This window comes from Vibrio sp. V33_P6A3T137 (assembly GCF_009904835.1).
Taxonomy (GTDB): Bacteria; Pseudomonadota; Gammaproteobacteria; order Enterobacterales; family Vibrionaceae; genus Vibrio; species Vibrio metschnikovii.
This window is the reverse complement of record NZ_WXWK01000102.1, coordinates 1-19,955: the sequence shown is the minus strand read 5'-3', so window position 1 is coordinate 19,955 and position 19,955 is coordinate 1. Positions and strand designations below refer to the sequence as shown.

Genomic DNA, 19,955 nt, shown 5'->3' with positions numbered 1-19,955 from the left:
CTTAATAGTGAAGTTGCTGCTCTGGGTTTTCAGCCATCGCTTCAAAAATATCAATCACTCGACAGTCTTCGCACATGGCGATTCGATTGAGAGAAATGGGATCTGAAAAATGAGAGTGACCACGTAACTTATTTTGCAGCATGGTGATCATTGATTGAGGCGCAAATGCTTTTTGGCAACGTAAACAGCGGGCGGGCTCTTCTTGGTGTAACACCTGCGCCGCTTGTCGCTCATCATGGTCCCAATTAATTCTTGGTAGCGCCGTCAAGGCTTTTTCAGGGCATGCAGTGACACATAAACCGCACTGCACACAGTCTTGTTCAATAAAATGTAAAGCTGGGATATCACCGCTATGATGCAAAGCTCGTGTAGGACAGACCGCGACACAGCTCATGCACAAGGTACAATCTTGACTGGCGCACTCAATTGAGCCAAAAGGAGCCGAGCTATTCAGCGCTTGAATCATCAAATTTGGTTGATATTGAGTGGCAAGTGCATCTAATGCCTGATACAAGCGTTGGCGTTTATTACCAGAGAGCTCACCCAATCGAAGTGTCAAATCGTCTTCACACAGAACTGGAAGCCCTTCGCCTAGCGATTCCAAATACAAAATATCAATCCGCTGCTTGTCTAAGCCTAACGAGGTTAGTAACGTTTGTGCTAACGACACTTCTTGATGAAGAATACGCAATACGGTCGCAGGCATATGCTGGCTAGCTGCAAACAGTACCTGAGTCGCGCCATTAACCAGCGCGGCAAACCAAGTATCCATACCGACAGAAGGAAGCTCTTCTAACATCACTGGAATGACATTATCGGGTAAGGCTTTAAGCGCCATAAGATGATGAGTTTCGTGGCGATCACTGCAAAAAAGAATGATCGGTGTTTCGCCTTGGGCCTGGAAATAATGATTAAGTAGTCGCTCAACAAACTTTTGTGTATCGGTAGGGTTAGGTAAAGCGTAGTGGATCGCTTCCGTTGGGCAAGCGGTCGCGCACGTTCCAATACCTTGGCAAAGATAAGGGTTGATTTCGATTCGGTGGCCTGTTTGTGCAGACCCTTCACTAGAAAGCGCCCCCGCCGGACAAGCATCAACACACCGCTCACAACCTTTCACACCTCGTGAACTGTGCGCACACAAATCGGTATTGAGACGAAAATATTTCGGTTTATCAAAAGTCCCGATTAATGTAGGAATGGTTTCTAACGCTTCAACGAGTTTATTTTCGCCTCTCCCTACTGGAAAGTATCCAGGAACAGGCACCTCTTCACTCATAATCCCGTTGAGTGAGAGATCCAACACAATATCAAAACATGCTTGTCCGATTGCCGCTTGGGCTAAATTGATTGTTTGACCATGATTGAGCACCTGAATATCGAATGCCCCAAGATAACCACTGATTTGTACCGAATCGGCAAAGTAAAGTGTCCTTGAATGCCCCTGATGGCCGTCAATCGATAAGAGCGTCAAAGAGCTCATCGAAGGCAGTTGTTGGGTCGCTCGTTCAATCAAACTGGTGGGACCGATCAACAACGTATGCCCACCACTTTGATAGCTAACCGTTGGTGGGATCAAATTCTGCAGTTCAACAGTATGTTGCAGGGCAAACCAACGCGCTTGACCAGAAGTGCTACTGGCTTGTTGTAGATAGTCGTTTAACATTGCTCAATTCCATGCTAAAAGCAGGCTCATTGTCCTACCCTTATTTATTACATGGATTTAGCAAATAACGTTCCAACTTGAAATGTCACCTATCTCATTGATTTGTTAGTAATTTAAATACCCCCTTCATCACAAGTTATTCAGTAAGACATTTTGTCTCATTATGAAACTGAGTAGTGAGACAAAATGTCCCTACTTTTTATCCAACAATGTTGGTTCGCCTTCATCCATCGGATCACGTGGCATAACTGACTGATGAGCGAAGTGGTTATGGTTATCTTGGTGATCAGGTATCAGGTCTACATTCGATGGGTCGACATCAATAAGCCATTCACGGACACTTTGTGCTAGTTCACTCGCCAAGGGTTTTAACGCATGATAATCACCATCATAATCATCTAGACCATCAACTTGATTGAACTCACCATTGAAAAAAAGCTGCCGTAACGCCTTTTTTTTCAACTCAGCAGAGGCCGAAACCAATAGTGTGGAAAGCGCATTCTCGGTAGCAATGCTCTCATCTGCCACTAAGCCTGTCGGACACGTTGTCTGATCGCGAGTTAAGGTCGTAGGCGGTTCAGAAAGACTCTCAGGTTGTAGAGCACTCGGTAATGTTTTATCGTCACTACCCAACTTATCAATAGATACGTCTTCTGATATCGTTGCTTGATGTAATTTACGCTTTGACCATCGATTAAAGAAAGAATCAGTTGCCACATGACCTCCCGGCACCTTTACGCTTTTTAGAACGGTAGTCGAGCAATTCACCTTCTCGACCAATGAAAGCTTCAATCCACGCTTGTACCGCTAAAGGCATGGGTTCAGAAAGCACCACGTAGTCGCTATCCATATAACGAGCCGCCACACCTTGCGAGGCGGTAATGTACACCAGTTTGGGGTGATCATCATCGGTACTATTTTCCACGATCACGAATAACTTAGGCTCTCGCGAACTGAGGTTAAATCGATAATCACTTCGCTCATCGCGAAAGAGCTCCAATATAGCTCGTGCTTTGAAGTCAGCCTGAGGCATTAATTCAAAACCGCTTAATTGCCATTGGCTCGTTACCCAACGTCCAACATTAAACGAGCGTAAATGAAGTAGACAACCAATGGACCATTGAAATTCGTTTTTGATCAACGGTACTAAATGTGAAATGGGGAAAGCCATGAAGAGTAAATCCTTGCTTGAGTCAATACCATCAACAACATCTGCTCATTTAAGCAATTATTACGCCATCCGATTAATCGACATAACATACAACGAAAAAGAGAATATGGAATGATATTTGCTGCTCTCTTTATATCTCTGCCTAACTCGTAGGCATCGATCACGATTGGCGATTAACGCACTTTTAGCATCGGTATAGGAACAATTTGTGTCAGCATTCTCTCTTATTCAAGCTACTGAAAACCCAAAACAAACCATAGAAGTAACGGTGTATGATCAGTATGGTGAGCCATTAACCAAATCCATCGCCTGTGAACGCCCCTTAACCGTACTGTTAAATTGGCAAGAAGTGGTGACGCTAATGACTCTAGGCTCTCGCCCTGAAGCGTTAGTGCTCGGTTATTTGAAAAACCAAGGTTTTATTGCTGAGCGAGAACAACTTCAATCAGTGATCATTGATTGGCAAACGCATTCAGCCGCCGTGGTGACTAAAGAGAATACTGACCGCGTTCAACCGGCGCTTAAGAAAAAAACTGTTACCTCTGGATGTGGTCAGGGCACGATGTATGGCAATGTGATGCAACAATTAGAAGGCTATCAAGTCCCACAGACACGCTTGAAACAGTCACAGATCTACGCAACGTTAGAGGCGCTGACTCATCATAATCAAACCTATAAAAAAGCCGGTGCTGTTCACGGTTGTGCGATTTGCCAAAATAACCATGTGCACTCTTTTGTCGAAGATGTGGGTCGGCATAACGCTGTCGATACATTAGCTGGCGAACTCTGGCTGCAAGGAGATTCAGGTGATGACAAACTGTTTTATACGACGGGACGGTTAACCTCTGAAATGGTGATTAAGGTTGCGCAAATGGGTATTCCCGTCCTACTTTCTCGCTCTGGGGTCACTCAAATGGGCTTAGATTTGGCCAATCAGTTTGGTATTACCACCATTGCGAGAGCAAAGGGTCTGCGTTTTGAAATCTACAGTGGCGCAGAAAAAATTGATTTTGATGTCAAAAGCTAATCTTACGCGAAGAGATTGATGTTCCTCTCTGAATGAGTGCCATCACTCATTCAGAGAAAAAGATTATTCAGAAGATGAACGCGTCGTCGTGATCAATAGCGGGCTCTCCGCCTTCGCCAACAAATAAATACTAAAAGTGCTACCTTGCCCCTCAACAGAGTGAACTCGAATTTCACCGCCAACTTGACTGAGTAAACTCTGTGATACCGATAAACCTAACCCAGTTCCTTGCCTCTTGGTCGTATAAAAAGGGGCAAATATTTTGCTTAATTGCTCAGGCTTAATTCCACAACCATGGTCTTGAACATGAATGAGCGCGCCGAGTACTTTTCCGTCTTGTTGCCAATCTTCACTACGAATGATCAGTTGACCTTTGCCTTGCATAGCGTGAATGGCATTGATCTGTAAATTGACTAAAATTTGCAACAAATGATGATGATTCACTTCAACAGAGCAGCGCGCTTGCAACTGCGTAATAAACTCAACTTCATGCTTCTTACTGCCCGCTTTGACCAGCGTAATGCTCTCTTCAATAATCGGATTAACACGCTGCCAGGTAATTTTATCTTGCACACCACCATGACGACTGTACTGCAACAAACTGCGAGTAATATTACGGATCCGATCGACTTGCAGCAAAATCGCCTCAATTTCCTCAGCCACCCGTGCGGCTTGGTCAGCAAGTTCAAAGCGGATAAGCTCAGTATTGCCAAGAATCACGGCGGTAGGATTATTAATTTCATGGGCGATACCCGCGGTCAGCTCACCAAGCGCGGCCAGTTTTTCATGGGCAATCAATTTATTACGAGTTTGATTCAGTAATTGAATATGGTGTTCTAATTGCTGCGTCTTTTCATGCAAACTGGCGGTGCGCGATTGAACCTTTGCTTCTAACTGATCGGCGGCATGCTGAATTTGTTGGTTGTGTTGTTGCAGTAAATCCAGCATATGATCAAATTGCTTGGCCAACTGAGCGAGCTCATGTTTTTCATCCAACCCTAATGAGCCAATGCGTTGATTTTTATCGACTTGTACCCGTTTGACAACATGGTGAATGCGTTCAATTGGACGAAACAGATCACGAGAACCTCGATAGACAAAGAGCCCGGAAACGATAAGTAAAATCAAGGTCATGCTACCCATTTCAATAATATTCGTTAGGTAGGTTTTAACCAATGGCCACAGTAGATAGCCAGTATAAAGCATACCAATGACTTGATCATATTGATCGCGAAGTGGCTGATAAGCACTGACATACCACGCATCATAGACATACGCCTTATCTACCCATTGTTCACCTTGTCTTAATACCTTATCCGCTACCGGTTGAGAGACTCGCGTACCAATCGCTCGTCCAGCTTGAATACCACTATGAAGCGGTACATTGGTGCTGGCCCGTAAATCATCTAAAAATAACGTTAACGTGCCTGCTGGACTTAATCGATTGGCTTGTACGGGATAGATTAAGTCTCGAATTTGGTCAACGAGTAACGTGCTATTATTCAGTAGCAATCCACCTTCTAAAAAACCGATCACCTTGTGATCAATCAAGATCGGAACGACGGTTCGACTGACTAATCCACGCGATTCTACCGATCGATCATTTAACATCGGGGTCTGTGCGCGAATCGCCAAATCGGGATCCAATTGCTGTAATTCAGCCGCACTCAGCACATCAAAAAAAGACTCTTTTCGCGTCAGATCCAAATAACGAAACTGCTGTTCTAGCGTGTTAACCAATTGAAAATGGAGGAAGTCTAATTCGTAACGTTTTTTTTGTTGTTGAACCCAATCCATAAACTCTGGCTGGTAGTAATACCCCTCTCGAAGCCCATGTTGAAAATCATAGGAATCGGCGAAGGCATGAACATAACTGGCCTGTTTTTGTTGCAATAGCGTCACGCTGTTTTGAGCAACCCCCAACCGTTCTGACACATCGACCAAGGCACTTTGCCATGTATAATGCAAAGACCAATAAAAACTGATGCCGATCAAGGCCATTAATGTGACGGCAATCGGTACGGAAGTCAGAATCAACAGTCGGTAGCGGACCATACTTCGGAAACGATGATGCCACGTTCGCCACCATGAGGGCTTAACGCACCTTGATTTGCTCATCACTTTCCCACTCTTTGAATTTTCGCTCTAATGTTTTGCGAGCAACGCCTAAATCCCGAGCCGCCGCCGATTTATTACCTTGATGAAAGGCAACGATTTGTTCTATATGGGCTTTCTCTACTTGTCTTAAACTCCAATGTGCAGGATACCCATAAGACTCGATTCGATTTGGTTCAACCCTCGCCGATGGCTTTGGTGACATCGTCACTTTATTGTCACTGTTTTGACCATCACGTGGTAATGGCTGCCAGTAATGCGCTAACGGCTGACCAATTAACAAACATCGTTCAATGAGGTTTTTTAATTCGCGAATATTCCCCGGCCAGTCGTAATCAAACAGTGCATTAATATCTTCATGAGCCCATTTAGGCGTCGGCAGCGACAGCTCTGCACACAAGGTTTGAGTAAAAAAAGGCACCAGCTCATGCAAATCGGCTTTGCGCGCTCGTAGCGGCAAGACCTCAATTTTGAGTACATTTAATCGATAATAGAGATCGGCTCGAAAGCGGCCTTCTTCTACCTCCTGAAACAGATTTCTATTCGTCGCTGCCACAACTCGCACATCAACTGGCAGCTCTTTTTCTGAGCCAACCGGACGGATCGCTCGCTGCTCTAACACTCGCAGTAAAGATGATTGCATACTCAGTGGCATCTCACCGATTTCATCTAAAAACAGAGTTCCACCATGAGCAACCCGAAAAAGGCCTTCACGATTTTTCTTAGCGCCAGTAAAAGCGCCCTGTGTATGTCCAAACAACTCACTCTCTAAAAGCTCTGGAGCAATGGCGCCACAATTAACAGGCACAAATGGCCCCTGCCTTTCACTGGCTTCATGAATACCGCGCGCCACCAACTCTTTGCCGGTACCAGATTCACCTTCAATCAACACAGAGGCACGAGAAGGAGCAAATTGCATAATCAATTGTTTGAGTTGCTCGGTCTGTAGCGATTGCCCCAAAATTTGGCTAACACAATGACGTTGAACGTCACGTTGTAACGCATATTGCATGCGTTGATGTAACCGCTTATCCATGCAGCGTTCAACGGCTTTGAGCATCTGTTCAAGGTTAAACGGTTTGAGAATAAAATCCGCAGCGCCTAACTGCAATGCACTGATGGCTGTCTCTAAGTCGGCGTAACCCGTCATGAAGATCACATCGGGTCGCTGATCTTGTTCAGCGAAGATCGCTTCCCATTCAATCCCCGAGCGGCCGGGTAAATTAATGTCCAAAATAATCAAATCATAATGGGTCGTTGCGCGTAGTACTTCTGCTTCATCAATGCATCCAGCACAATCTACTTTCGAAAACCACTTACGTAATGCTTTTTGTAAAATAGACTGCATGCCCGTTTCATCATCCACCACCAAGACCGAAAAAGCGTGATAGTGTTGCACAGATTTGTGATCGCTTAAATAAGCCATAATTTCCCTTTAGTGCGTTGTAAATGGAGAGACAAAAAACCTTATCGTTTATCAGGATAAGTTGAGACATTTTGTCTTAGCTTACACAGATTGTCACGGGGTCTTAGTCAAAGGAATAGCAAATATCTGAAATTATTGATGTTTAATGCACAATTTCAATACTCAATATTGGCACCGACTTTGCTTATCTACCATCACAGCCACCAAACATTGATAGAAATATGAACCAGACTTTACTGCGCTTGCTTACTTGCTTGTTATTGTTAAGCAATAGCCACTTCACTTTCGCCGATCCTTCACTACGCATTCGTTTAGCCACCACTACCAGTACTTATCACTCCGGTCTCTTGGACTATTTACTGGATGAATTTAAAAAAGACTCAGGCTATACAGTCGATGTTTTAGCAACAGGCACGGGAAAAGCATTAAAACTGGGTGAAAATGGAGATGTGGATCTCGTGATGACTCATGATCCAAAAGCTGAAGCGCAATTTATCGAGAAGGGTTATGGTATTTTGCCGCGTAAATTTATGTATAACGATTTTGTTTTAGTCGGTCCTAAAAATGACCCTGCAAAAGCTAGCGAACAAGACAATATCCAACAGGCTTTTAGCGCAATTGCCGAGCATAACCATTTGTTTATTTCTCGCGGAGATGAATCAGGGACTCATAAAAAAGAACTGGTGATTTGGCAAGAAAATCAAATAACGCCGATTTTTTCTCACTATCGCTCAGTGGGTCAAGGTATGGGACCCACCCTGACCATGGCATCGGAAATGCAAGCTTATACCCTAACCGATCGAGGAACGTGGCTAGCTTATCAAAATAGACTTGACCTTGTGATCCTATATCAAGTCGATCCCTTGCTGTTTAATCCGTATCAAGTGATTTTAGTGAACCCAGAACGCTATCCAAACACCCATTATCAAGGTGCCAAAATACTCAGTGATTGGTTAGTCAATCCTAAAGGTCAGCAACTAATCAATCAATTTCGTGTCCATGGCCAAGCGCTATTTGTCGCCAATGCCAATGAGTAAGCCGCAATGAGTCTTTGGCAAACGACACTCGATGCATTATCACTCTTGCTAAGTTTTGATGCTGATCTTTGGCACATTGTCGCGGTCTCTTTTAGTGTTTCTTTAGCGGCCGTTGGGTTAGTTTTGCTGCCTGCATTATTACTGGCTTTTGTCTTAGCCTACAGTCACTTTCCGGGCAAATGGTTACTGCTTTCGCTGATTAATACCTTACAAGCCGTCCCCACCGTGGTGATTGGTTTACTGCTGTATATGTTACTGTCTCGAGCAGGACCTCTAGGTGATTGGCAACTACTGTTTACCCAAAAAGCGATGATTTTAGGACAAATGCTGATCTGCCTGCCGATTTTAGTGTCCATGATGCACGGCGCGTTACAATCGAGTGATCGGCGTTCAGTCGAAACCGCGATGACCCTAGGAGCATCACTACCACGGATAGCTCTGACCATGATGTGGGAAACTCGCTTTCCACTTTGTGCCGCCGTGATCGCTAGTTTTTCGCGTATTGTCACCGAAGTAGGCTGCTCGATGATGGTCGGCGGGAATATTATGGGGTTAACGCGTAATATTCCGACCGCGATTGCGATGGAAAGTCAAAAAGGCGCGTTTGCACAAGGAGTGGCACTCGGAATGGTATTACTCAGTTTAGCGCTCCTTCTGAATTTTTTGCTCTCTAGCATGCGAGGTAAAGGCTATCTACGCGCATAATAAAAGAGGTCACATGCCGATATTACTCACTGCTCATCAGTTATCCATGCGTTTTAAAGAACGAGGCTTATTTCATATTCCAGCTTTAACATTAGGTCCTCATGAAGCGGTTTATCTTAAAGGTGATAATGGCGTTGGCAAAACCACGCTATTAAAGATCCTCGCAGGTTTACTGAAACCAACCACCGGTTCGGTCTCTCATCATCGTTCTTGGTGGCAACGCCTATTAGGTCGCCGTGCTGATCAACACATCATTTATCTTCATCAAACGCCTTATTTATTTGATGATACCGTCTATCGTAATATTGCTTATGGGCTTCGTTTTTGTGCTTTATCAAGCCAAGAAAAACGTTGCCAAGTGATCACGGCCTTACGCATGGTCGGGCTAGAAAGCTTAGCGAACGAACACGTGTCTGTACTTTCTGGCGGAGAGAAGCAACGTGTGGCAATGGCCAGAGCATGGATTTTAAATCCTGCGATTTTATTAATGGATGAGCCTAGCGCCTCACTGGATGAAGAATCTATCGCCAGATTGGTTATAATGGCCAACGATTTACTGAATCGTGGCTGCAGCTTGGTGATCACCAGCCATCAAAATAATCCATTAACCGAATTGTGTCATAAACAATGGTGGATAAAAGAACATCAGCTGTTTGAATCACCACGGCTACACGTTATTTCACCGATTACCAAAGAGAATTGTTATGTTACCTCCATCTCACACTAGCTGGGTCATTTTAGCCGGCGGTCAGGCTCGCCGTATGGGAGGGGAAGATAAAGGATTAATTACCCTTAATGGGCAACCATTGATTGGCCATGTAATTGCAAGACTACGCCCACAGACCACGCAAATTTTTATCAATGCCAATAGAAATCAAACGCAGTATCAACAGTATGCACCGGTGATCAGTGATATCGTTAAAGACTTTCCTGGCCCACTGGGCGGGATTCATGCTGGATTAACTCATTCTCCAACCGAGTGGGTAGGCTTTGTGCCTTGCGACAGCCCATTGATTAACGATGATCTGGTCGAGAGGTTCTGCGCTGCCGTCAATCAACAAAGTGAGATTTTAGTCGCCTTTGATGGCCAGCATCAACAACCTGTCTTTACTCTATTTCATCGACGAGTATTGCCTAAACTCGATGCCTTTTTAGCCCGCGGCGATCGCAAAATCATTTTACTCTACGATGAATGCCATACCCAACAGGTTGACTTTAGTGACTCGCCTGCCTGCTTTTTTAATTTAAATACGCCACAAGAACTGACTCAATTTGGAGCGTTAAATACATGACAACGTCACGTCCTTCTCTGCCGATACTGGGATTCGCTGCTTACTCGGGAACGGGAAAAACAACATTACTGGAAACCCTGCTCCCCCACCTTACTCACCAAGGACTGCGTATCGGAGTCTTAAAACACGCTCATCACGATTTTGATGTCGATGTGCCCGGTAAAGATAGCTATCGCCTGCGTAAGGCTGGTGCATCACAAATGCTCGTTGCTTCGCGAAAACGTTACGCATTGATGACCGAAACGGTCGATACTGAGGCAACATTTGATGACCTTTTGCAGCGTTTTGACTCACAACAACTCGACTTGATTCTGGTTGAGGGATGCAAAAACGTTGCTTTTTCCAAAATTGAACTCCATCGAGCAGCACTGGCTAAACCTTGGCTCTATCCAAATGATCACAATATTATTGCCATTGCCGCCGATGAAACCGTCGATACGTTGTTACCGCAAATGAACATCAATGATATTGAAGCGATAAGTCAGTTTATTTTGCGCTATGTCGCCCATTATCAACCAGACAGTCAACCAAAGCTTACAAAACCTTCGGTAGTAAATTGCGATACCTTATCGCCCGCCTCTCTCTCGGTAGAACAAGGGCTCGAAAAAATTCTTGCTGCCGTCTCATCTTTAAGTGACGTTGAAACCATTGCGGTCAGTAAGTCTTATGGAAGAGTCCTTGCTGAGCCAGTTTTCTCACCGGTGAACGTCCCTGCTTATCGTAATTCCGCGATGGATGGGTATGCTATCCGCAGTGATGATTTACAGCGCAAACACTATACACAGGTCGCAGAAGTGATGGCGGGCTATCGTTATACCTCCCCTTTGGCGTTAGGTGAATGTGTAAAAATCATGACTGGAGCGGCAATGCCCGATGATGCCGATACTGTGGTGATGCGTGAACAAGCGGTCGTTGAATCATCCTCTATCTCATTTCCTCACGCCTCGATTCAAGCTGGGCAACATGTGCGTCAAGCAGGGGAAGATATCGCTTTAGGCAGTCGCGTTTTTTCATCAGGACAGCGTGTTCAATCGTCCGAAATGGGCTTATTAGCCTCACTGGGTATGACCGAAGTCTCGGTGTTTCGCCGCCTCACCGTCGCAGTCTTCTCCACCGGAGATGAAGTACAAGCCCCCGGCACTCAAGCCACACCAGACACTATCTTTGATGCCAATCGGTTTACGTTGCTTGGCTTACTGACTCATCTTGGTTGCCATGTTATTGATCTTGGTATTCTCGACGATGATCAAGTACTCATAACACACGCTCTTGAGCAAGCCGCCAATCAAGCTGATGTTGTTATCACGTCTGGCGGCGTTTCTGTTGGTGACGCGGACTTTATTAAGTCAGCATTAAATACATTAGGACACATCGATTTTTGGCGGATTAATATGCGTCCAGGTCGTCCGTTTGCTTTTGGTCATATCTCGACACGCCCTTTCTTTGGCTTACCCGGAAATCCTGTCGCGGTCATGGTTTCATTCATGCAATTTGTCGAACCTGCACTGCGTAAAATGCAGGGTGAAACGGACTGGCAACCATTAAAAATCAAAGCCATCGCCAGCGAGATGCTACGTTCGCGGCAAGGACGCAGTGAGTTTAGCCGAGGCATTTACCATATTGATGACAATGGACAGTTAACCGTACGAACAACGGGGCAACAAGGCTCTGGAATTCTTCGCTCGATGAGTGAGGCCAACTGTTTAATTGAAATTGAACCCGCGATAGACAAGGTTAATATCGGTGAAAGCGTGACAATCATCCCACTTCAAGGCAGAATTTAGCCCATGACACTTCGTTCAAGAGCAAAACATGGTTCGTACGATCATTTATACCTATAAAGAGCAGCAAAAAACCTTAACCTTTTCTTATCAAAAGCACCGTAATATTCATGAAGCGGTTGCGGAAGCCGAAGGGATTGATATCTCAGACTATTTAAAAATGGAACTGCAGCTAGAGGCGATATCGGATACTAAAGCGGTACGTAATTACCGTGATAATTATTTTAAGAAGCTCGGTTTTGGGATCATCACGTTACAAGCGAAAGAGAATCATGGCGTTGGTAAAAAGCCAAAGAAAACCAATTAGCGCTCTTGTAAAAACAACGACTCTATAAATAAAGTGGGCTTGTCGAATGCCAAGCTCACTTTATTTGGATGATTAACAATCAGCAATTACTTAATGTTGAGAAAAGCAGCGCCTCTAACACCACCGGAATCACCATGTTTCGCTTTAATGATTTTTGGACATTTTGCGATGGGTAGAAGGTATTTAGGTACACGTTTAGGCATTTCTTGATAAATCAACTCAAAGTTTGAAAGGCCGCCACCCAAAGCGACAACATGCGGATCATTGGCCGTGAAAAGATTAGCGAAGCAGATAGCTAGCAGTTCCATAAAACGTTCAACATGCTCAACTGCTTTGGCTTCACCGGCTTCATTGGCATGGATAATATCGATCGCTTTTTTCTGTTCACCATAATAGTGTTGATAAAGTAACTCAAAACCACGACCAGAGAGATAACTGTCTAAACAGCCTTTTTTACCACATCCACAGCCAAGTAGTGGTGCATTGTCTCCTAGATGAAACCAAGCATCGATCGGTAGGCGCATGTGGCCTACTTCACCTGCTACATGGTTGCGACCAGAGAATATCTTACCGTCATAAACTAAACCGCCACCAAACCCCGTACCGAGAATTAATCCCATCACTGATGGTTCATTTTTCAACTCTTCGTCCCAAGCTTCAGAAAGAGCAAAACAGTTGGCATCGTTTTCAATTTTGACCGTACGCCCAATTCTTGCTTCTAAATCTGCTCGTAAAGGTTTGTTTTTTGCCGCGGGAATATTAACCGTCAATACATTCCCTGTATCGGCTTCCTCGGACCCCGGTAAGCCAAGACCAATTTTACCTTCAACCGCAAATTGAGCATCGTATTTCGCCACTAATCCAACCAGCGTATCGACCAATAAAGCGTAGTCTTCTGTCGGAGTTGCGACACGTTCTGTCGCTACGCGTTGTAAATTCTCATCAAAAGCACCAAACTCAATTTTTGTGCCACCGACATCAAAGCCGTAATACATGCTTATCTCTCCTTCAACACCCAACCTTGGGTTAAAATATCAAAAATAAAAACGCCGATATTATCCATCATAGCGATGGTTTTATCCGTGACTCATCCCCGAGTTTATCGTTTTCTGTTGCTCGTTTGCACAGGAAACCAACACACATTGTACAACGTTAGAGGCAGTTCACTTTATTATGATCAGTATTCAGTCTCATCAATACTGAACTTGAATAATCTTGCCACTGCTGCAGAGCAGGCCTTTCGCCTTTGAAGTGAATCAGGTTTTGAGATTTGCCGAGCAGATAACTCTCTTTAAATGCTTCAAACCACAGTTGTAATGTTTCTGCAGCTTGCTGATCCTCACAAAGGGAGAGCACTAAACTCGCGACTTCGGCTGTGGCAAGATATTGATCCTTACTGGCTTTACGCATTAAGTAACTAGAGACTTTTTCAGGCTCAATCGATAACAAAGGCAAGGTGGCTAAATAGGGAGATTTACGAAAAATCCGCTTGGCTTCTCGCCAACTACCATCAATAAAGATCAATAAAGGTTTACGTGTTCCTCTATTCTCGGCCACGGTAGTCAGTTGACGTTGTTTATCTTGCTCGGTTTGGGCTGGAAAAACGACAATAGGAAAAAATTTCGGATCGGATAATAATGATAGTAAATGAGGATCTGGCTGAGTTCGATGCCATTGATACACATAAGTTTCTTTCACCGTATCAGCAATCAAACGCCCAGTATTACTCGGTTTAAATACTTCATTGTCAGAGACTAAAAGTATCACCGCGACTTGAGTCTCTATATTCGGTTGAAAATCACACAAACAATGCTTTTTCGCGACCTGACAAAACGAGCAACGAGAAATTTTTGAACCACGGGCAAGGAAAGGTTTGGTTGATTGCTGCAGGCGTTCCTGATACAAACGGTGAAAAGCGTGGACTCTCATAACTCGCACACAATGATAAAATAGGGGCGGCGATTTTACCGCTCACGACCATGAGCCGCTAGTCTTTTACGATAAGAACACCCAGTTTATCACTTAAGGAGCCTCTTAAGCATGCAACCAGAAACGGTTCGTTTGATTATTTTCGGTGTCGTACTGATCAGCTGTGCGATTTGGGAAGTACTCTATCCTCGGAAAATGCTCACGCAAAATAAATGGCTACGCTGGGTCAATAACCTTGGCTTAGTTGGACTCAACGGCTTGTTGATTATGCTGTTAATGCCTATCGTCGCGTTTTCTGCAGCCCAGTGGGCACAAGAACATCAGATAGGTGTTTTCAACTACTTGGGGCTGCCTTCATGGTTGGTTATTCTGCTGTCATTACTCCTATTAGATGCGATCATTTATGGTCAGCATGTCTTATTTCATCGCGTACCTTATCTCTGGCGCTTACATCGCATGCATCACGCAGATCAAGATATTGATGTGACGACAGGCGCACGCTTCCATCCCATTGAAATATTGTTATCGATGTGGATAAAAATTGGTGCGGTGTTATTACTCGGGATTCCACCTAGCGCGGTCTTATTGTTTGAAATAATCCTTAACGCAAGTGCTATGTTTAATCACAGTAATGCTAAGCTGGCGTTAAAGGTTGACGATTGGTTACGAAAGTGGCTAGTAACACCAGATATGCATCGCGTCCATCACTCGATTATTCCTAAAGAGACTCATGCTAATTTTGGCTTTTGTTTATCAATTTGGGATCGGTTATTTGGGACTTATCGCGCTCAGCCTGAACATGGGTACGATAAAATGACGATTGGCTTACCCCTTTTTCAGCAACGTAGAGAACAATGGCTGGATAAAATGCTCAGTCAGCCTTTTCGTCGTGATTAAGAGAAGTTCTATGAGATTCAAAATAGTTGGACTGATGGCCCTGTTGCTTATCAGCGGATGTGCATCACAACAAGAGCAAATAAACCAAAGCACATCGGATTGGCAACATGCCGAGCAATGGCCTGACACTTCATTATTTAACGTGTATCAACAGTGGCGAGGTGTCCCTTATCGATTAGGGGGAAACGGCAGAAATGGCATTGATTGCTCAGCTTTCGTACAAGTTGCCTTTCGCGATGTCTGGCAACACCATTTACCGCGCACCACATGGTTACAGAGCCAGCAAGGTAAAGCTGTCGCCTACCGAGATGCACAATACGGTGATTTGGTTTTTTTCAAAACCTCCCCGTCCACTCGCCATGTCGGGGTGTATTTAGGAAATAAAAGCTTTGTCCATGCCTCTACCTCGCAAGGCGTAACCATATCGAGATTAGATAACCCTTACTGGGCAGCAAGGTTTTGGCAAATAAGAAGAATAGAAAAGCCACTTTAATTATCAGTGGCAAGTTGATCTCAGGTCTAGTTTATATACTCAATGCAAGTCGTTTTAAAACCATGAGGTTAATCGTACTTACTCACCGCAGTATCAAACAAGTTTTTAACTAAAGCGACATACTCATCGAGAAATAAAATTTGTTCGTTGGTCGCAGGTTTATACCAAACACTGGTCAGGACTTCGCCTAAATCATCAACCACCAAATCCGCTTCTTTTAACAAGCGGAAACGAACACTTGAGTGTAGCTCTGGATTTTGCTCGAAAATCGCCATAATGTTACTGGCAATCATATCGGTAATGACATCTTCGACGCTCTCTTGCCCAATGTCACCATCACGGGTAAAGATATCCATGTTCATCGCCAAATGTTCGATCAGAGCTAAATAACCATCGGTTTCTACAACCACTTTTCTTCTCCGTTTACCGCTTATTGCCAGAATCAACGTTGCCTTGAGTAATATTAAGTCATGAACACGCTTTTTCACAGTCTAATGACCGAGAATCTTTGCGTTATTTCTTGCCTCATCTGAAACTGCAGGCGAGTTTTGGTGTTGATGATTGCCCAACCACAACAGCGTGGCAAGCTTTGAGATACGACATTATTGTATCTTAAAGCTGGTGTACAGTTAAATGTGCTGCGGGTTATGATTAGGAAACTTGACTGTAATCACATTTATTCCTTTTTACTTCATCCAAACGCTAACTAAATGAAATTATGTGCATTTGAAGTCTGAAATGTTGGTTTATTTCATCTAGACTATCGGGAACTTCATCGGCATGGGAATAGCATTATGTGGCAAGCCATCACGCAACAGCTCTCAGCAACCCTAACGTTCCAATTTGATCTTGTTGAAAGAAGCAAATTAAATGCTGGTGATATTCATGATTGTTACATGATTTCTAATGGCAACGAACGCTATTTTGTCAAAGTTAATCATCGTGACAATTTGCCTCTTTATGAAGCGGAGGCAAATAGCCTGCGTCTGCTCGCGGAGAGTCAATCCGTCTTGGTTCCACAACCGATTGTCGTCGGAGTGACCAAAAATCACTCCTTTATTATCTTAGATTATTTGCCAACCAAACCATTAGATGACCTCAATAACCAATATCGATTCGGTCAACAAATGGCGAAACTTCATCAGTGGGGAGAACAAAAAGAGTACGGCTTTGATGAAGATAATTATCTCGGTGAAGTCCTTCAGCCCAACCCTTGGAATAAAAAATGGCATCTGTTCTTTGCAGAGCAGCGTATCGGCTGGCAACTACAATTACTCAAAGAAAAAGGGATATTTTTAGTTAACATTGATGAATTTGTCGATGTGATTAAACAACAACTGACCTCTCACACGCCTAAACCTTCTCTTTTACATGGTGCTCTTTGGTTTAGTAACGTTGCCCATTCCGTTACCGGCCCAATTTGTTATGATCCGGCTTGTTATTGGGGGGATCGTGAATGTGATATTGCAATGACAGAGTTAATGACTGGATTCCAAGATGAATTTTATCAAGGCTACCAAAGCCTACTTCCTCTAGACAATAAGTACCAACAACGTAAAGAGATTTATAATCTTTACCATCGTCTTAATCATTGTAATCAATTTGGTGGGCACTATTTAAATCAAGCCGATGATGCGATACAGAGAATCCTCGCTTTTTAAATTCAAGGTAGGAATAAAGCCTCCCTATCTAACGAACCCAATCATCCCAACACGGCATGCTCTAAAACATACCGTGTTGCTTTTAAACCTCAAATGATCACTTTAGTTTGACCGCCGTACCAAAAGCCAATACCTCCGAAGAGCCATTCGTAATCGCACTGGTGGTAAAACGAACCCCAACCACAGCATCCGCTTTGAGTTGTTTTGCTTCTATCAATAACCGCTCAATCGCTACACCGCGCGCTTCGGTAAGCAGCTCAGTATAGCCATGCAACTCACCACCAATAATGCCCTTTAAATTGGCCATAATATCTCGCCCTACATGCTTAGACTGAACGACATTGCCCATTACAACACCAAGAATGTCAACAATCTCTCGACCAGGAATGGTTTCTGTTGTGGTGTAAATCATCAAATACCTCACTATTTATCTATTTGCTTTCACACAGATTAATTAAATTTACCAGCTATACTTTATAAAGTCGCTGACTATTTGGAAGGTATGTAATGACACAACAATACACTGATGCCGTAAGCAATCCTTTTTCAAGTCGGATAGGCAGACGTATCATTATCATTATGGTGATCTTGAGTGGTATTTTAACCCTCACGACAACATTGCTACAAATCTACTGGGACTATAGACAAGAGATCAATGACATCAACCAAAAACATTATGAAGTAGAAAATGTACATTCCGAGCTTCTCGTTAGCTCACTATGGTCTTACGATTTAGCGCTATTACAACAGCATCTCGACCTATTGGTTAATCTCCCAAAAATTCAATACTTAGAAATACAGTCGGTCCAAACGGTATTGAGCGCCGGAGAAAAAGTGGAAAACTATCCAATCACCGATACTTATCCATTGGTTTATTTCAATCTACCCGATCAGAGCTTTGAAACCATTGGTACGATTTATGTTGAGTCTAATGCAGAAGAAATTTATACCGCCCTCTTTCAACAATTTTTAACGACTTTAGCGATTAACGCATTTAAAACTCTTTTTGTGTGTGGGATATTATTAATAGTTTTCCATTCAAGCATTAACCAGAGAATATTTCAAATCGTTGAGTATTTACGCCGCTACAATCCAAGGCACCCCGATTTACCTTTACAGTTAAATAATCATAAATGGGTGATGGAAAAAAATGATGAACTTGATCTTCTTGGTTACGAAGCGAATCGTATTACGGCTAATATCACTAAGCTCTATCAAAATATCCAACAAGAAAAAGAACGACTGGCTGATTTCACACAAGTCTCATCAGATTGGCTATGGGAGACTAATCAACAAGGAGAATTAATTTATTGCTCAGAAAGCATGATAAATACCTTAAGAATCGATCTCGAAAAAAAACCTACTTTTAATGACATTGACTGTTTTTCTAAAACTAATGACTTATTGATTGCTCTCGAACAACAACGAAATTTTAATCACTGTGAAGTCACTATAGAACAAGCTTCTGGAAAGCAATATCTGATGTTACAAGCCATCGCACGTTATAAAGATGAGATTTTCATTGGTTTTCGTGGTACTGCATTAAATATTTCCTCACTCAAAAACACTCAACTTCAATTGCATGAGTTAAATGAAAGTCTTGAACAACAAGTCGCCATTAGAACTCACGATCTCGAACTGAGTATGGCGCAATTGAAAGCTACACAAAAACAACTGATTGAAGCTGAAAAATTATCAGCATTAGGAGGCTTGGTTGCCGGTGTTGCCCATGAAGTGAATACCCCTCTTGGTATCTCTGTGACAGCTGCATCCATCATCAACGAAACAGCGATAGCACTCAATCAAGCGTTTTCTAATCAAACGTTGACCAGCACTGAATTTTCAGAATTAATGCAAAGAATGACCTCAAGCGGTAAAATGCTCGAAAACAATTTAAATCGAGCGGCAAAATTGATCCGAGATTTCAAACAAACTGCGGTAGATCAAGTATCTGAAAGTCGCTGTGAGTTTGAACTTGTGCAAACCTTAGATGCTTTAATGGCCAGTTTGCATTCCGAGACTAAGAAAATCCCAGTTGAACCGGAAATTATCAGCCCTAGCGGTCCAATAAAAATGAACAGTTTACCGGGTGTGATTACGCAAATTGTCACTAATTTAGTACTCAATAGTGTCAATCATGCTTTCGAGCAGCAACCTAATGCAAAAATCTCGATTCAGTTATCAGAAATCGAGGATAGTGTATTAATTGAATATCAAGACAATGGTTGTGGCGTAGCTCCCCATTTACATCACAAGATATTTGAACCTTTCTATACCAGTAAAAGAGGTTATGGTGGTTCAGGCCTAGGGTTAAATTTAGTCTTCAACTTGGTCAAGCAAAAGTTAAACGGTGATCTTAAATTTGAATCTGAGATTAATCATGGTGTTAAATTTATTATTCGCATACCTAAAAAGCTACCATTAATTATTGACAATGGTAAAAATCAATAG

The 19,955-nt window shown here is 43.3% G+C and carries 20 protein-coding genes; 11 read left to right on the top strand and 9 right to left on the bottom strand.

Features of this window, described 5'->3' with window-relative positions:
• Position 1: 1 nt before the first annotated feature.
• From CAG60_RS09900 to CAG60_RS09890, 3 genes are all read right to left on the bottom strand, one after another.
• Positions 2 to 1,663, bottom strand: coding sequence for a 4Fe-4S dicluster domain-containing protein (locus tag CAG60_RS09900; RefSeq protein WP_161438848.1), 1,662 nt, complete (start codon positions 1,661 to 1,663; stop codon positions 2 to 4).
• A 192-nt stretch (positions 1,664 to 1,855) separates the two neighbouring features.
• Positions 1,856 to 2,380 (bottom strand): DUF3306 domain-containing protein, encoded by a 525-nt coding sequence (locus tag CAG60_RS09895; protein ID WP_161438847.1) that lies wholly within the window; start codon positions 2,378 to 2,380, stop codon positions 1,856 to 1,858.
• Positions 2,370 to 2,834, bottom strand: coding sequence for a DUF3305 domain-containing protein (locus tag CAG60_RS09890; RefSeq protein ID WP_161438846.1), 465 nt, complete (start codon positions 2,832 to 2,834; stop codon positions 2,370 to 2,372). Before CAG60_RS09890 ends, CAG60_RS09895 begins: the two co-directional genes overlap by 11 nt.
• Positions 2,835 to 3,042: 208 nt before the next feature.
• Here CAG60_RS09890 and fdhD point away from each other — a divergent pair, with 208 nt between their 5' ends.
• The gene (gene fdhD, locus CAG60_RS09885) at positions 3,043 to 3,861 is read left to right on the top strand and encodes a formate dehydrogenase accessory sulfurtransferase FdhD (protein WP_154168179.1); all 819 of its coding nucleotides are present in this window, start codon (positions 3,043 to 3,045) and stop codon (positions 3,859 to 3,861) included.
• A 63-nt stretch (positions 3,862 to 3,924) separates the two neighbouring features.
• On the opposite strand, the gene CAG60_RS09880 is transcribed toward fdhD, so the two are convergent.
• Both CAG60_RS09880 and CAG60_RS09875 read right to left on the bottom strand, forming a co-directional pair.
• The gene (locus CAG60_RS09880) at positions 3,925 to 5,979 is read right to left on the bottom strand and encodes a sensor histidine kinase (RefSeq protein ID WP_161438845.1); all 2,055 of its coding nucleotides are present in this window, start codon (positions 5,977 to 5,979) and stop codon (positions 3,925 to 3,927) included.
• On the bottom strand, positions 5,957 to 7,402 hold the full coding sequence (locus CAG60_RS09875) for a sigma-54-dependent transcriptional regulator (protein ID WP_161438844.1): 1,446 nt from the start codon (positions 7,400 to 7,402) through the stop codon (positions 5,957 to 5,959). Before CAG60_RS09875 ends, CAG60_RS09880 begins: the two co-directional genes overlap by 23 nt.
• Before the next feature lie 221 nt (positions 7,403 to 7,623).
• Here CAG60_RS09875 and CAG60_RS09870 point away from each other — a divergent pair, with 221 nt between their 5' ends.
• The 6 genes from CAG60_RS09870 to CAG60_RS09845 are packed head-to-tail and all read left to right on the top strand — an operon-like array spanning position 7,624 to position 12,524.
• Positions 7,624 to 8,439 carry a substrate-binding domain-containing protein gene (locus CAG60_RS09870; RefSeq protein ID WP_161438843.1) on the top strand — a complete coding sequence of 272 codons (816 nt, stop codon included), beginning with the start codon at positions 7,624 to 7,626 and terminating at the stop codon, positions 8,437 to 8,439.
• A gap of 6 nt (positions 8,440 to 8,445) precedes the next feature.
• Positions 8,446 to 9,144: an ABC transporter permease gene (locus tag CAG60_RS09865; RefSeq protein ID WP_158138458.1), complete on the top strand. Its 699-nt coding sequence runs from the start codon at positions 8,446 to 8,448 to the stop codon at positions 9,142 to 9,144.
• Between the two features lie 13 nt (positions 9,145 to 9,157).
• Positions 9,158 to 9,871 carry an energy-coupling factor ABC transporter ATP-binding protein gene (locus CAG60_RS09860; RefSeq protein WP_154168173.1) on the top strand — a complete coding sequence of 238 codons (714 nt, stop codon included), beginning with the start codon at positions 9,158 to 9,160 and terminating at the stop codon, positions 9,869 to 9,871.
• Positions 9,849 to 10,436 carry a molybdenum cofactor guanylyltransferase MobA gene (gene mobA / locus CAG60_RS09855; protein ID WP_158143876.1) on the top strand — a complete coding sequence of 196 codons (588 nt, stop codon included), beginning with the start codon at positions 9,849 to 9,851 and terminating at the stop codon, positions 10,434 to 10,436. The genes CAG60_RS09860 and mobA overlap by 23 nt, the downstream gene beginning before the upstream one ends.
• Positions 10,433 to 12,220 (top strand): bifunctional molybdopterin-guanine dinucleotide biosynthesis adaptor protein MobB/molybdopterin molybdotransferase MoeA, encoded by a 1,788-nt coding sequence (locus CAG60_RS09850; protein WP_161438842.1) that lies wholly within the window; start codon positions 10,433 to 10,435, stop codon positions 12,218 to 12,220. Before mobA ends, CAG60_RS09850 begins: the two co-directional genes overlap by 4 nt.
• A 28-nt stretch (positions 12,221 to 12,248) precedes the next feature.
• On the top strand, positions 12,249 to 12,524 hold the full coding sequence (locus tag CAG60_RS09845) for a DUF2960 family protein (protein ID WP_154168167.1): 276 nt from the start codon (positions 12,249 to 12,251) through the stop codon (positions 12,522 to 12,524).
• A gap of 86 nt (positions 12,525 to 12,610) precedes the next feature.
• Here the strand turns inward: CAG60_RS09845 and nagK are convergent, their stop codons facing one another.
• Positions 12,611 to 13,519: an N-acetylglucosamine kinase gene (gene nagK, locus CAG60_RS09840; protein WP_154168165.1), complete on the bottom strand. Its 909-nt coding sequence runs from the start codon at positions 13,517 to 13,519 to the stop codon at positions 12,611 to 12,613.
• A gap of 157 nt (positions 13,520 to 13,676) precedes the next feature.
• Positions 13,677 to 14,453 carry a tRNA-uridine aminocarboxypropyltransferase gene (locus CAG60_RS09835; RefSeq protein ID WP_161438841.1) on the bottom strand — a complete coding sequence of 259 codons (777 nt, stop codon included), beginning with the start codon at positions 14,451 to 14,453 and terminating at the stop codon, positions 13,677 to 13,679.
• 111 nt (positions 14,454 to 14,564) lie between these two features.
• On the opposite strand from CAG60_RS09835, the gene CAG60_RS09830 reads away from it, so the two are divergent.
• Positions 14,565 to 15,350 carry a sterol desaturase family protein gene (locus CAG60_RS09830; RefSeq protein ID WP_161438840.1) on the top strand — a complete coding sequence of 262 codons (786 nt, stop codon included), beginning with the start codon at positions 14,565 to 14,567 and terminating at the stop codon, positions 15,348 to 15,350.
• Between the two features lie 10 nt (positions 15,351 to 15,360).
• Complete coding sequence (locus CAG60_RS09825; RefSeq protein ID WP_161438839.1) at positions 15,361 to 15,843, top strand: NlpC/P60 family protein; 483 nt, start codon at positions 15,361 to 15,363, stop codon at positions 15,841 to 15,843.
• A 68-nt stretch (positions 15,844 to 15,911) separates the two neighbouring features.
• Here the strand turns inward: CAG60_RS09825 and CAG60_RS09820 are convergent, their stop codons facing one another.
• A complete protein-coding gene (locus tag CAG60_RS09820; RefSeq protein WP_154168157.1) occupies positions 15,912 to 16,253 on the bottom strand; it encodes a DUF3802 family protein in 342 nt (113 codons plus the stop codon).
• A gap of 384 nt (positions 16,254 to 16,637) precedes the next feature.
• Here CAG60_RS09820 and CAG60_RS09815 point away from each other — a divergent pair, with 384 nt between their 5' ends.
• On the top strand, positions 16,638 to 17,504 hold the full coding sequence (locus tag CAG60_RS09815) for a fructosamine kinase family protein (RefSeq protein WP_154168155.1): 867 nt from the start codon (positions 16,638 to 16,640) through the stop codon (positions 17,502 to 17,504).
• Between the two features lie 97 nt (positions 17,505 to 17,601).
• Here CAG60_RS09815 and CAG60_RS09810 read toward each other — a convergent pair whose 3' ends face one another.
• Complete coding sequence (locus CAG60_RS09810; RefSeq protein WP_154168153.1) at positions 17,602 to 17,916, bottom strand: heavy metal-binding domain-containing protein; 315 nt, start codon at positions 17,914 to 17,916, stop codon at positions 17,602 to 17,604.
• Between the two features lie 95 nt (positions 17,917 to 18,011).
• Between CAG60_RS09810 and CAG60_RS09805 the strand changes: the two genes are divergently transcribed.
• Entirely contained in the window at positions 18,012 to 19,955 is a 1,944-nt protein-coding gene (locus CAG60_RS09805; RefSeq protein WP_161438838.1) for a PAS domain-containing sensor histidine kinase, read from the top strand.